At 50.5% G+C, this 14,349-nt stretch carries 10 protein-coding genes; 9 read left to right on the top strand and 1 reads right to left on the bottom strand.

All coding sequences use genetic code 11. The features are described from left to right. Positions 1–351 precede the first annotated feature (351 nt). The 3 genes from MTO69_RS05380 to MTO69_RS05370 all read left to right on the top strand — a co-directional run bounded on the left by MTO69_RS05380 (position 352) and on the right by MTO69_RS05370 (position 3,465). Positions 352–1,356, top strand: coding sequence for a C4-dicarboxylate TRAP transporter substrate-binding protein (locus MTO69_RS05380; RefSeq protein WP_248331816.1), 1,005 nt, complete (start codon positions 352–354; stop codon positions 1,354–1,356). A gap of 69 nt (positions 1,357–1,425) precedes the next feature. Further along, entirely contained in the window at positions 1,426–2,037 is a 612-nt protein-coding gene (locus MTO69_RS05375) for a TRAP transporter small permease subunit (protein WP_248331815.1), read from the top strand. 18 nt (positions 2,038–2,055) lie between these two features. Further along, a complete protein-coding gene (locus tag MTO69_RS05370) occupies positions 2,056–3,465 on the top strand; it encodes a TRAP transporter large permease (protein WP_248331814.1) in 1,410 nt (469 codons plus the stop codon). A 44-nt stretch (positions 3,466–3,509) separates the two neighbouring features. On the opposite strand, the gene MTO69_RS05365 is transcribed toward MTO69_RS05370, so the two are convergent. Then, positions 3,510–4,040, bottom strand: a complete 531-nt coding sequence (locus MTO69_RS05365) for a 3'-5' exonuclease (RefSeq protein WP_248331812.1) — start codon at positions 4,038–4,040, stop codon at positions 3,510–3,512. Between the two features lie 363 nt (positions 4,041–4,403). On the opposite strand from MTO69_RS05365, the gene MTO69_RS05360 reads away from it, so the two are divergent. The 6 genes from MTO69_RS05360 to MTO69_RS05335 all read left to right on the top strand — a co-directional run bounded on the left by MTO69_RS05360 (position 4,404) and on the right by MTO69_RS05335 (position 14,313). Then, positions 4,404–5,036, top strand: coding sequence for a DUF2760 domain-containing protein (locus tag MTO69_RS05360; protein ID WP_248331810.1), 633 nt, complete (start codon positions 4,404–4,406; stop codon positions 5,034–5,036). Then, the gene (locus MTO69_RS05355) at positions 5,036–6,967 is read left to right on the top strand and encodes an Hsp70 family protein (protein ID WP_248331808.1); all 1,932 of its coding nucleotides are present in this window, start codon (positions 5,036–5,038) and stop codon (positions 6,965–6,967) included. Before MTO69_RS05360 ends, MTO69_RS05355 begins: the two co-directional genes overlap by 1 nt. A 103-nt stretch (positions 6,968–7,070) precedes the next feature. Beyond that, a complete protein-coding gene (locus tag MTO69_RS05350) occupies positions 7,071–9,878 on the top strand; it encodes an Hsp70 family protein (protein WP_248331806.1) in 2,808 nt (935 codons plus the stop codon). A 44-nt stretch (positions 9,879–9,922) separates the two neighbouring features. Beyond that, complete coding sequence (locus tag MTO69_RS05345; protein WP_248331804.1) at positions 9,923–10,435, top strand: lipocalin family protein; 513 nt, start codon at positions 9,923–9,925, stop codon at positions 10,433–10,435. Between the two features lie 316 nt (positions 10,436–10,751). Further along, the gene (locus MTO69_RS05340; protein WP_248331802.1) at positions 10,752–11,846 is read left to right on the top strand and encodes a NapC/NirT family cytochrome c; all 1,095 of its coding nucleotides are present in this window, start codon (positions 10,752–10,754) and stop codon (positions 11,844–11,846) included. A 19-nt stretch (positions 11,847–11,865) separates the two neighbouring features. Continuing rightward, a complete protein-coding gene (locus tag MTO69_RS05335) occupies positions 11,866–14,313 on the top strand; it encodes a molybdopterin guanine dinucleotide-containing S/N-oxide reductase (RefSeq protein WP_248331800.1) in 2,448 nt (815 codons plus the stop codon). Positions 14,314–14,349: the final 36 nt, after the last annotated feature.

Here is a 14,349-nt window from a genome sequence, read left to right as displayed (position 1 = left end):
ACCAGCGGTGTTCAACAAGCGCACTCGCTCTGATGCAAGAATATGGTGACTTGTCAGCCAAATTTGGCTCAAACCTTGCCAACTCGTGTTACACAATCGGCCAAATTTGGCTCATTCAATATTTAGTATAGCCGCAAACTGAACCAGCTCACCTAAAGCGCAATCGATTTATATCTTATTTTTCATAAAGTTAAAACATAACAATTAACATTTTGTTAACTTGGCAAAGGCTTTGCTATAGCTCAACAGCCAACGTGAGACAGCGCCAAACGAGCTATCAACCGGCGCACACAAATAACTCACTCGAATCAAGATAATGTTCGAGTCAATAACCAAAAACAAGGACGAATTATGAAAGCACTTCGCACCTCTTTAATCACGCTCGCTATCGGTGGATTTATGGCCACAGAAGTGGCCGCGGCCACTGAATGGAATGTCTCCCTGTGGGGGAAACGCCGCGCTTTTACCGAAAACGTCGAGAAGCTTGCAGAGCTGGTAGAGGCCAAAACTAATGGTGAGTTTAAGCTCAACATCTCCTATGGCGGCTTATCTAAATCACGTGAAAACCTCGATGGCATCTCCTTTGGTGCCTTCGAAATGGCGCAGTTCTGTGCGTTTTATCATGCCGACAAAAACCCCACTATTACCGTTACCGAGCTGCCATTCGCGAAAGAAGTCTCTCTGGCGCAAATCAGCGACATTTATATGAAGGTGTTTGAACACCCTGAAGTGAAGAAAGATTTGGCACGTTGGAACGCTACCCTGTTAATGCCAACGCCACTGCCTCAGTACAATATTGTCAGCAAAGGCGACCCACTAAAGACCTTAGAAGATTTTGATGGCCTTCGCGTCCGTGGCCCAGGCGGCATCATGGGTGTACTTGGTAAACTTGGCGCAGTTAAAACCGGGGTTCCCTTCTCAGAAGTCCGTCAATCCATGGATTCAGGTGTCATCGATGCGGCCTCTTTCGCCCCTCATGCACATTTATCAACGAACTCTTACAAAGTCGGCCAATGGGCTACGACCAACTTAAACCTAGGCTCGGCGAATTGCCCTGTGGTGGTCAATACCGAAGCGCTTGAGATGCTCAAGCCAGCCCATCGTGAAGCGCTACTCGGTTCTGTCGATGAAGCGCTGGATTTCTATGTTCAAAACTACGAACAAAACACCACGGCAAAATATGAGCAAGCCATTCGTCAACAGGGCTTAACCCTAGTGACCTTTAACGATGAGCAAACCGAGCAGCTAAACCAGCTCGCGCAATCCGTTCGTCAAGAGTGGGTGGAGAAATACCAAGGCAAATTTGATTCACAGGCCGTATTTGAGTATACCGCTCAGCTATTTGCCGAGCAGTAAGCACTGAGTCAGGCAAGCAGATGAGTGCTTGCCTGATTGTTTATCCACTTATTTAGCTAGGAGAGCACGATGTCAGCTGCTGCTTCTGTACTCGAAGATAGCTCGCGGTTTAGTCGCATAGACCGTTGGCTGTTTAAACTTGAATCTTTTCTCAACCTCGCCGGTGGCGTGGTGATCTTCTTGTTGGTGTTCCTCGCCACCGTGAATGTCCTCAGTCGTTGGCTGTTTTCATCGCCGATCAGTGGCTATGTCGACTGGGTCGAGCAAGCCATGGCGTTCATCGCGTTTCTTGGTATCGCCTACACCCAACGCATGGGTGGCCATATTCGCATGGACATAGTGATCGGCCAATTCCATGGTCGAACACTCTGGTTCACCGAACTGCTTTCGACCCTGCTTATGTTAGGGGTCAATTTGGTGTTGATTTACGGCTCCTACTTGCACTTTTGGCGTGCCTATTCGATTGGTGACTCGTCACTTGATATCAATCTGCCGACCTGGCCAGCCAAGCTGGTGGTTACCATCGCCCTGACCATTCTCGCGCTACGGCTAGTGCTGCAAATCTGGGGCTATTTGCGCGCCTTGGTTGCCGGGAGTTCTCGTCCCGTCGGTGTGCCTTTGATTGAGTCGGCAGCCGAAGTCGCCGCAAAAGAAGCGGAAACCGTTAGTGGACACGATTAAATATCTAGGAGAGTGACTTTGTCGGATTTATTACAAACCATGGCCAATATGGACAGTATTGAAATTGGCTTATGGGTGTCAGGCGCGATGTTGGTGTTTGTGTTACTCGGAGTGCGGGTCGCCTTCGCCGCAGCGATTGCCGGTTTTCTTGGTTTAGTGTGGATTTTCAGCGCCAAGCTGGGATTTGAGCGTGGCTTTATGGTTGCGCTTAAAATGGCGGGGACCATTCCTCACTCTAAAGTGTCTTCATTGGCGCTGTCTTTAATTCCAACCTTCATCCTGATCGGCTTTCTCGCCTACCACGCGGGGTTAACCAAAGCGCTGTTTGAAGCGGCCAAACGTTGGGTTGGTTGGTTACCCGGCGGTATGGGAGTGGCAACGGTGTTTTCGACCGCTGGATTTGCGGCTGTCTCAGGCGCATCTGTCGCAACATCGGCGGTTTTTGCTCGTATCGCGGTGCCCGAAATGCTCAAGCTTGGCTACGACAAACGCTTTGCGGCAGGGGTGGTGGCCGCGGGCGGAACCTTGGCCTCATTGATCCCACCTTCAGCAATACTGGTTATCTATGCGATTATCGTCGAACAAGATGTCGGGGCACTATTGATGGCAGGATTTATCCCAGGGTTTGTCTCTGCGTTGATATACGGCGGATTAGTGATCTTGTTAGCGATGACCAAAAAAGACTTTGGTCCACCAGTGCGAGGATACACGTGGAAACAACGCTTTGAATCACTGCCCAGTGCTGCGCCGATCTTCTTTGTTGTTGCCATCATCATGATTTGTATTTACGGCGGGGTCGGAACCCCGACTGAGGCAGGCGCTCTCGGGGCGAGTGTGATTCTGTTGGTCGCCCTTTACCATGGCAGCCGCTGGAAAGAGATCAAGAGCTCGTTAATGGAAACGGCAAAATTATCAGCGATGATTTTTGCCATCATTTGGGGTGTTTTGATTTACGTTCGCTTCCTTGGCTTCGCCGACTTGCCTAGTGCCTTTTCTGATTGGATAGTCAGTCTAGAGCAAAGCCCGATGTTAACTCTATTGTTCATCTTGCTTGCATACGCCGTACTTGGCATGTTTATGGACGCGATTGGAATGTTGCTGCTAACACTGCCTGTGGTGTATCCAGCGATTATTGCCCTCAACGGCGGGGCGGATGTCGCAGCGGTCGACTCTGCCTTTGGCGTTTCAGGGATAGGTTGTGCGATTTGGTTTGGCATCATAGTGGTGAAAATGGCAGAGCTGTGCTTGATCACCCCGCCAATCGGCTTGAACTGTTTTGTGGTCGCTGGCGTTCGTCCTGAGTGTTCAGTGCAAGACGTTTTTCGTGGCTGTACACCTTTCTTTATCGCCGACGTGGTTACGATAGCAGTGTTGATAGCGTTTCCAAGTATCGTGTTGTGGCTGCCCCAACTCATCGGTTACGCCTAATCTGGCTGACCAATCACAGAGGGAGCCGTCGCTCCCTCTTTCGATCACAACATAGTCAACGCAAGTTTGGCTAAGTTGTATGCGTCAACATAACCTGAGTGCTGGCGCCCTTCCCACTCAATGCCTTTGCTCTCTTGCGCCGCTTTGTGTCCGACCCGTTTATCTTTGAGTCGATTTTGGATGCGAAACAGGGTCGCTAGGTTAATGAATTCGTTAAATGGCATCTCGATGCCCTTGTCTTGGCACTCTTTTGCGAGAATACGGTCGTCACGTCCCCAGGCAGCATAAATCTTGTTCGCGCCACCAAAGTTTTTGACCATCGATTTGATAACCTGCTCGAGTGGACGCCCTTGTTTTTCGATTTTGCGTGGCGTAATCCCTGTCAACTGAGAGCAAAACAGCGAAACCTCATCCTGCTCGGGCTTGACGTAATATTGCGCGCGTTTCACGATCTCGCCTTTCACTAGGTCGATTTCGGCTAGTCCAACTTCGATGATCTCCCCAGTAGTACCGACACCGTTTTCATTCCAACAGCACATTTCTAAATCAAAACACACAACACGGTTATGGTTCATGGTTGGCCTTTGTTCAGTTTCCGCAAAGCGCGAAATTCTACATCAGAAAATGGCAAAACTCGAATTCAAGTTAATGTTAGCTTGATGGAAGCCAATTGGAATCATACTCGCTCGTATCTTTCATCATCGCAGCGCCAAGTAAACCTCGGGGTCTGTTAGCGCATTAAACTCAGCGACATTTCGGTTAAAAACAGACCGATTAGGCGCTAAGATCCCTGATTAGACCTGTTTTAGTAGCTGAACAGCGGCTTGATTGTGCTAATATCCGCCCCAATCTAACAGAATAACTGGGCTCTCTTTCCAACCCAGAGCCTTCACAGAGATTTGCCCGTCTCTGCAATCAGAAACTTAAAGAGAATTGTCATGACGTTCGATTTACAAATGATCCCTCAAACGTTCGATATGCTTCACGCAGGCTTAGCTGCGTCCAGTGTCCTACTCTTGCTTGTTGCGGTTTCACGCAAATCAAAAGTGATCGAGAAAGTGGTCGAAAAGCCCGTCGAAAAAATCGTTGAGGTAGAAAAGCCGGTTGAGAAAATTGTCGAAGTCGAAAAAGTCGTCGAAGTCGAAAAAGTCGTTGAGAAAGTGGTCGAAGTAGAATCGAAACTCGCTACTGCCTCAACCGACTCTGCCATGCAGTTGCTGTCTATCATGCAACAAGAAGCGCGCTTGATTGACTTCCTTAAAGAAGACCTCACGGCTTTCTCAGATGAAGAAGTCGGCGCCGCTGCTCGAGTGATCCACACAGGTGGGCAGAAGGTACTGAGCGACTACTTGACGCTTGAAACGATTCGCAGCGAAGACGAAGAAACACGTATTACCGTTGAAGAGGGCTTCAATCCGCAACAGATTCGCCTGACCGGTAACGTGACTGGCAGTGCGCCATTCCACGGAACGCTAGTACACAAAGGTTGGAAAGCAAGTGCCATCAACTTGCCTAAACTGGCAGAGAACTACGACGCCTCTGTGATCGCACCGGCTGAGGTGGAGTTGTAATGGAACACCAAGACAACAGCACACAAAGCGTTGCAACAGCGAATGCCACCTACAGTGTAGGCATCGATTTAGGCACTACCCACTGCGTTCTTTCCTATGTCGATACGCGCGAAGAAGATGCCCGCGTATCCGTGATGCCGATTGCCCAATTGACAGCGCCTGGAACCGTTGAAACTCGTAGCCAGCTTGGCTCATTTTTGTATCAACCCCATGAGCACGAAATGAGCCCTGCTTCACGCGTTCTGCCATGGTCTTCAGAGCCGAAAGCACTTGTTGGCGCAATCGCCCGTAACTTAGGTGCCAAAACCCCTATTCGTCTAGTAGCGAGTGCAAAGTCGTGGCTTTGTCACGGTGGCGTCAATCGTCGTGATGCCTTTCTTCCAGCCGGAAGCCCTGAAGAGGTCGAAAAGGTATCACCACTGCGCGCGACCGAGCTTTACCTAGAACACCTGAAACAAGCATGGGATCACACCCACCCACAACACCCGCTGGCCGAGCAAGATGTGACCATCACTGTCCCGGCTTCGTTCGACCCAGCAGCTCGAGATCTCACCGCCGAAGCGGCTAGAAACGTGGGCTTAACTCAGCTGACCTTGCTTGAAGAACCGCAAGCGGCGCTTTATCACTGGATAGATAACAGCAATGATACCTGGCGCGATCAAGTGACGGTTGGTGATATTGTTTTAGTTGTTGATATCGGTGGCGGCACGACCGACTTATCCTTGGTCGAAGTCACCGAGCATGAAGGTAATCTTAGCCTGAACCGCATTGCAGTCGGTGAGCACATTTTGCTGGGCGGCGACAACATGGATCTGGCACTAGCATACCGACTGAAAATGAAGTTGGCTCAAGAGGGCAAAGAGCTTCAGCCGTGGCAAGTTCAGGCGATGACTCATGCCTGCCGTGACGCCAAAGAAGCCTTGCTTAACGACAGTGAGCTGCAATCTGTGCCCATCGTGGTACCGAGTCGCGGCTCTAAACTGCTTGGAGCGACGCTTAAGACAGAACTGACTCAAGCGGAAGTACAGCAAACTTTAGTTGATGGCTTTTTCCCACAAGTTGCGATTACCGAGCAACCTATGCAGCGCAATCGTGCGGCCTTAACGCAAATGGGCTTGCCTTATGCGCAAGACGCCGGGATCACGCGTCACATCGCCGCGTTCTTAACGAAACAAGCCAATGCCCAAGGGGATGCGCCGCAGCAACAGGCGGAGTTCAACCCTTTTGCCAATATGCCAGGTATGGGTGGAGCGCCAGCTGCGACCGAGTTCATTAAGCCGACCGCAATTTTGTTCAACGGCGGCGTGTTGAAATCCGCGCTACTTGCTGAGCGTCTAGAGCAGACTATCAACCATTGGCTAGTAGAGGCCAATGCTCCAGCGGCCAAACGTCTGACTGGGGTTGATTTAGATCTCGCTGTCGCTAGCGGCGCCAGCTACTACGGCGCAGTGCGCCGCGGCCAAGGCGTACGTATTCGCGGCGGTATTGCCTCGAGCTACTATGTGGGTATCGAGAGTGCCATGCCTGCGATTCCAGGTATGGCGCCTCCTATGGAAGCACTTTGTGTTGCACCATTTGGCATGGAAGAAGGCTCTAGCGTTGAAGTCCCGAGTCAAGAATTCGGTTTGGTCATCGGCCAGCCAGTAAACTTCCAGTTCTTTGGCTCAACCGTGCGCCGCGAAGACAGTGCCGGTACGCATCTCGACCATTGGGGAGACGATGAGCTCGAACAGTTGCCAGAGATCCAAGTGACGTTGCCCGTCTCACAAGGTCGTCGCCAAGGAGACGTGGTACCTGTGACGCTCGCGTCGCGAGTCACTGAGTTAGGAACCCTATATCTGGAAGCTATCGCCAGCGATAATGGTCAGAAATGGCATGTTGAGTTTGACGTGCGTGAAGACTCAAACGCCAACTCAAATCAACAAGCATAATCTTATCACGGCACCCTAGGTGCCGTTTTTATTCGTGCCTTTTGGCTGCGCAATCTGCCTAGTCAGGCGTGGCACTTAAGAGTTTGAACAAAGGTGTGGTTACATGGCATCAGCGCGCTTTTTAGTCGGTATTGACTTGGGCACCACCAATACCGTGGTCGCCTACTGCGAAATTACTCAGCAGCTTCAGCAATCAGAGGTTCATCTGTTTGCAATCGATCAACTGATAGGTCCCGGAGAGGTGGTCCGTAAACCACTCCTCCCCTCATTTCGCTATCACCCAGCCAAGCAACAAATCTCTGCACAAGATCTGACGCTTCCTTGGGAAAACCAACCGGTGCCAGGCGATATTTCCAACGTCATCATCGGAGAGTGGGCGCGTGATCTCGGTGCTAAAGTGGAAGGGCGTCAAGTATCGAGTGCGAAAAGTTGGCTATCTCATCAAGGTGTCGACCGCCGCTCCGACATTCTCCCTTGGGCAGCGGCAGAAGATGTCGATAAAGTCTCTCCTGTGATCGCAAGTGCCAGCTACCTCAATCATATCCGTCAAGCTTGGAACTATCGCAACCCAAGTGATCGACTCGAAGATCAAGACGTGGTGGTTACCGTTCCCGCTTCATTTGATGAGGCGGCTCGCAAGCTCACACTAGAAGCAGCAAAACTTGCCGGACTGGATCGAATTATCTTGCTTGAAGAGCCTCAAGCCGTCTGTTACGACTGGTACGCTCGCCACCAGAAAAATGCAGCCCAGCAGTTACACTCTTTGCCGCTGATCTTAGTCTGTGACGTGGGTGGCGGCACCACCGATTTAAGCCTGATTGAAGCCAAGTTTGATGGCGCTGAGTTAAGTCTCGATCGTATCGGCGTCGGCGAACACTTGATGCTAGGCGGCGACAATCTAGACTTAGCACTCGCCCACCTTGCCGAGCAGCGCTTTAGCCAAAGCAAAAAGCTCAACGCCGCCAGCTTAACCAAGCTAATCCAACAAACGCGTCAGGCCAAAGAGCACTTGCTTTCTAGTGATGCGCCGGAACAGGTCAAAATCACTATGCTCGGTAGCGGTTCTAAACTCCTTGGTGGAACCAAGAGCATCGGCTTAACCAAGCAAGAGGTGCATCAAATCGCACTCGATGGCTTTTTCCCTTTGTCGGACTTTTCACAGCAGCCAGATAAGCGTCGCAGCGCAGTGGTAGAATTTGGTCTGCCTTATGTGTCCGATCCTGCCGTCAGCAAACACATTGCTGAGTTTTTACACCAGCATCAACCCGTTTGTCACGCCGCGCTAAATCAGCAACAGTCAGACCAACCGGCCATCCCAGTGGCGGTGCTGCTTAATGGTGGGGTGTTTAATAGCGAACTGGTCACGCAGCGGGTCACCCAACTGCTCGGTAACTGGCGCGGCGAGCCTGTTACTGTGCTAGATAACCCTCACCCTGACTGGTCAGTGGCTTTAGGGGCTGTCGCCTATGGTAAGGCACGACGTGGTGCCCAGCTTAAAATTGGCGGCGGTGCAGCGCGTTCTTATTTCCTGCACCTACAAGAAAAAAACAAAATGGGCAAAGCGTTATGTTTGCTTGCTAAAGGGACCGACGAGGGCCACGAAATCCGCCTTAGTGGGCGACGCTTTGCACTCACGCTGGGCGAACCTGTGCGTTTCAATCTACTCACCACCACTCATGACTTACTCAACAACCAAGTAGCGATTCAAAATGGGGTGATGGTAGACATCGACCCAGACCAATTTACTCCTCTTCCGCCCTATATCGTGACGCTCGAAGGTCAAGGAGGCAGCTTACATGCCAATCAAAAAGAGCGAGTTGAAGTGCAGCTTGCCTGTCAGTTAACTGAAGTTGGCACCTTGAAGATGGAATGTGTTCACCTTGATGACGAGAGCAAACGCTGGGCGCTCGAGTTTGAAGTTCGCAACCCAAAAGTCGATACCGAACAAGCGCAAGATCTCCACCCTCGCCTCGACGATTGCAAAGCCTTGATAGCACGAATCTACAGCAGCAACAAAAAAAGCGCCGAAGGCAATGAAATCAAAACCTTGGCAAAAGAGCTTGAGCGCAAGCTCGGCAAGCGCGACGAGTGGGACTTCACCACGTTACGCCAATTGTTTGATGCTTGCGCCTTGGGACGTAAACGCCGCCGCCGCTCAGAAGCACACGAAAAAAACTGGTTCCGCCTCGCGGGTTTTTGCTTACGACCGGGGTTTGGCGATGCGACCGACTCATGGCGCATCGAACAGATTTGGGGCTTGTATCAGCAAGGTATCCAGTTTAAGAATCACCAAGGTTGGACCGATTGGTGGGTATTCTGGCGCCGGATTGCAGGCGGACTTAACCAAGAGCACCAAGAAACTATTTTGGCTGAGATCGCTAAATATTTACATCCGAGTGCGATGAAAAATCCTCAATCCGCCAAAACTGCGCACGAGATGGGCTACGAATCTATGGTCCGTCTTGCCGCATCACTTGAACACCTTGAGGTCGAAGACAAAGTCTTGCTCGCTTCTTGGTGTCTGAGTAAAGCACTTAACACCAATCAGTTTGAACAAGCGCATTGGTGGGCGCTAGGGCGACTCGCTTCTCGTACACCGCTTTATGGTAGCCAACACAGCGTTATCGCGCGCGAACAAGTGCAGCAGTGGCTCCCCAAGCTGCTTGAACAAGACTGGCAAAAACAGCCGATGGTGGCGTTCGCTGCGGTCATGATGTGCCGAAGAACCGGTGATCGCCTGTTTGACATTGAAGACGACTATCGTCAGCAAGTCGTCAGTAAGCTGAAGCAAAGTAAAGCTGCCGATTCGTGGATTACACTGGTGGAGCAAGTGACCGAGCTATCGGCCAGTGAATCAAAACGCGTATTTGGTGATGCCTTGCCACATGGACTGGTGTTGGTTCGTAGTTAACAGCAAACAAGCTGGCATCAAGCGCAATCAAAGAGAGAACAACGATGAGAAAACTGATTATAATACTCACCCTAATCACTCTATCGGGTTGTTTAGGCATGCCTAAGGGGATTACCCCAGTCAATAACTTTGAGCTTGAGCGCTACTTAGGTACCTGGTACGAAGTGGCACGTTTAGATCACTCGTTTGAGCGTGGTCTATCGAAAGTCACCGCCACCTACTCACTGCGCGAAGATGGTGGCGTCAAAGTGATTAACCGTGGCTATTCGGAACAAGAAGCCGCCTGGAAAGAAGCCGAAGGCAAAGCTTTTTTTGTTGATAGCCCAGAGCAAGGCTATCTAAAAGTGTCATTCTTCGGCCCCTTCTACGGATCTTACGTGGTATTCGAGCTTGATAAAAACGGCTATCAATACGCTTTTGTTTCTGGACCCAACAACGACTATCTGTGGTTGTTAACCCGCTCACCTGAAGTCGACCCAATGCTGCTCGATAGCTTTATCGCCGCAGCTAAACAGCGTGGATTCGACACCGACTCTCTTATTTTGGTCGAACACTAATTCACCCAGGCATTTAGCCCCTGTACTCCCACTCTGGTTGTACAGGGGCTAAATGAAAATTAATCAATAAGATCAGCCACTTCCTTACTATTGCCTCTACAACTCAAAACCCGCAATAAAACCAGATTTTAATCACAAAAACTTGAATAAATCATTGCAACAGAATGCCAAAATCGCACAAAAAACGATCAGTCACTCAATCTGTACCACTTTAGCCATACGAAGTTTATGGTTATGAGAGAGATCAACTATTAACTACCACTAAAGGAGTAAATTGCGACACAGTAGTTAAAACAATCTGGGGCTAATGCAAATTATGTCAATAAAGAAACGTTATATCGCGCTTATCGCGGTCATCGGAATCGCTATTGGATGGCTAACCCTAGGTGGTACTGCTGCGGTGATGCACTACACCTCAAGTACCGAGTTTTGTCTCTCTTGCCATACAATGCAAATCCCCTACGAAGAATACCAAGGCTCACTGCATTTTAGTAACGCCAAAGGCATACGTGCCGAGTGTTCAGACTGCCATATTCCGAACGATCCTATCGGCTATGTGGTGACTAAAGTTCGCGCCAGCAAAGACATCTACCATGAGTTTATCAGCGGCAAAATAGACACCGAAGAGAAGTATGAGCAGCACCGGATGGCGATGGCTGAAACGGTTTGGGCTCAGCTTAGAGCCAACGACTCCGCAACATGTCGCTCTTGTCATACCTTTGAGGCAATGGATAGCTATGAACAGTCTGAAGATGCGGTAAAAATGCACCAATACGGCCAGGATAACAATCAAACCTGCATCGACTGCCACAAAGGCGTGGCGCATTTCGCGCCAGAGCCAGAAATGGACAGTAAAGCGTTTGACAACTTGATGGCGTTTACGCAGCAGACGGCGGCTAACGCCAAGCGCGTATATTCGGTCGACTATACCGAACTTGAAGACTTAGCGACCATCAGTCCGACCACTGAGCTCACCGTTATAGAAGCAGCTCCCGACTCGCGTACGGTGCGCCTATCCGGTTATCAAATGAAGGGCGCCGAACAGGTACTCTATTTTGGTGAAGGCCAACGCGCAATTATTGCCACTTTAAGCGAACAAGGCCAAAGCCAGTTAGAGGTTGGAGAGTACAAAATGGATGAATACGGCAATGAATGGCGCTCTGCCTCATTGATTGGCGAAATCACCGCCCCTGTGCTCGATCAACAGCAACCACTGTGGGCGTATGCCGAGCAACTCGATACCGTTTACTGCTCTACTTGTCACGCCAAAATCCCTGCCGGTCACTTTACCGTCAATGCTTGGGGACCGGTGGCGAAAGGCATGGGTGAACGCACTGACATATCAGATTATGACCTTGAAGTTTTGACTAAATTCTTCCAATACCATGCCAAAGACGTGGTAGGACACTAAGAAACAAAAGGATACGATTATGACTGAGATTACACGTCGAGGGTTCCTCAAAGGTACGGGGATGGCGGCCGGTGCGGTGGCCATCACTTCTCTCACCCCGTTAAGTGCCGCTGCGTCTAACAAACGAGGTTCTGGTGTGCTCACGGCTGGTCGAATGGGGCCACTGCTTTGTGAGGTAAAGGATGGCAAACTGGTTGCCAGTACCAACGCATTAGCCCAAACGGTAGAAAACAGCCTTCAATCCACCGGCCCAGATCAAGTTTATACCAAAGCGCGTATTAAGTACCCTATGGTGCGCAAAGGTTTCTTATCCAATCCAAGCAAGCCAAGTGGTGTTCGTGGCCGTGATGAGTACGTTCGCGTTTCATGGGATGATGCCTACAAATTGATCCACGAACAGCATATGCGAATTCGTTCTGAGTATGGCGCGGAGTCTGTATTTGCCGGCTCATACGGCTGGCGCTCTAGTGGTGTGCTGCATAAAGCACAAACCTTATTGCAGCGCTATATGAGCATGGCGGGAGGCTACTCTGGCCACTTAGGAGATTACTCCACTGGCGCCGCGCAGGTTATTCTGCCTCACGTCATGGGTTCAATAGAAGTCTATGAGCAGCAAACGACCCATCCGGTTGTGCTTGAGAGCTCAGACGTTGTCGTCCTATGGGGAATGAATCCACTCAACACCCTCAAAATCGCTTGGAGCTCAACCGACTGTTCTGGTCTTGAGTTTTTCCATCAATTGAAAAAATCGGGTAAGACCGTCATTGCCATCGACCCAATGCGCTCAGAAACCATTGATTTTTTTGAAGACAAGATCCAGTGGATAGCCCCTCACCCAATGACTGATGTCGCACTGATGATGGGTATTGCCCACGCATTAGTGAAAAGCGGCAAGCACGATCAAGCCTTCCTAGACAAATACACGACAGGTTACGCTGAGTTTGAAGCCTACTTGCTTGGCAAAAGCGACGGCGTAGAGAAAACCCCACAATGGGCAGAAGCCATTACTGGCGTGCCGGCTAAACAAATGGAGATGCTGGCAGACATCTTCAGTCAGAACCGCACCATGTTGATGGCGGGCTGGGGATTGCAGCGTCAGCAATACGGTGAGCAACGTCACTGGATGCTGGTTACGCTTGCCGCGATGCTAGGCCAAATTGGTTTGCCTGGTGGTGGTTTTGGCTTCTCTTATCACTACTCAAATGGCGGTAACCCAACCCGAGACGCAGGCGTACTGCCGGCGATTTCGGCCTCGATCGGTGGCGGCTCATCTGCTGGCAACGACTGGGCAGTGTCGGGCGCTGTGAATAGCTTCCCTGTTGCACGTATCGTTGAAGCATTAGAAAACCCAGGCAAAACCTACTCACACAACGGTAAACAACTCACCTTCCCAGATATCAAAATGATTTGGTGGGCGGGTGGCGGCAATTTTACCCATCATCAGGACACCAACCGTTTAATCAACGCATGGCAAAAGCCGGAGCTGATTGTTATATCGGAGATCTATTGGACCGCAGCGGCCAAACACGCCGATATCGTTTTGCCTATCACTACCTCTTTTGAGCGAAACGACCTAACCATGACGGGTGATTACAGTAACCAACATCTGGTGCCAATGAAACAGGTCGTCGAGCCTCAAGGCGAAGCGCGCAATGACTTCGATGTCTTTGCGGATATGGCAGAAATGATCAAGCCCGGAGGACGCGAAGTGTTCACCGAGGGCAAACAGGAGATGGATTGGCTCAAAGAGTTCTATGAAGCCGCGCAAAAAGGCGCGCGTGCGGCGAGAATTCGTATGCCACGATTTGGTCAATTCTGGGATGAGAACCAGTTAATCGAAATGAAGTTCAACAAAAAAGCGGCTGAGTTTGTTCGTCATGCCGACTTTAGGAAAGATCCGGTGCTGAATCCTCTTGGTACGCCGAGTGGCAAAATTGAAATCTACTCGCGCACGATTGAGGGCTACAAGCTTGAGGATTGCCCTCCTCACCCAACGTGGATGGCACCAACCGAATATACAGGAACCGCAAAAGACGGCGAACTGCAACTGATGACAGCACACGCAGCGCATCGTCTGCATAGCCAATTTAATTACGCCACATTGCGTGAGCAGTACGCGATTGCCAATCGCGAGCCGATTACTATCAACACCCAAGATGCTGCGGCTCGTGGTATTAAAACCGGTGATCTCGTCAGAGCGTACAACGACCGCGGTCAAGTGTTGGTTGGCGCGTTGGTTACTGATGGGATTAAGCCCGGCTCAGTGTGTATTCACGAAGGTGGCTGGCCTGATCTTGATGCCAACACGGGACTATGTAAAAACGGCGGGGCCAATGTCCTCACCCTAGATATCCCGACCTCTCGACTCGCCAATGGTTGTGCTGCCAACTCCTCGTTAGTACGCATCGAGAAGTACACCGGACCGGCATTAGAGCTGACGGCATTTGTTCCTCCCATGAATGGTTAACTATTAATAATTAAGCCAAAAGCCAGAGCAAGTGCT

The organism is Vibrio sinaloensis, assembly GCF_023195835.1.
Lineage (GTDB): Bacteria > Pseudomonadota > Gammaproteobacteria > Enterobacterales > Vibrionaceae > Vibrio > Vibrio sinaloensis_C.
Note: the sequence above shows the minus strand (reverse complement) of the source record. Positions and strands in the feature narration are given on the sequence as shown.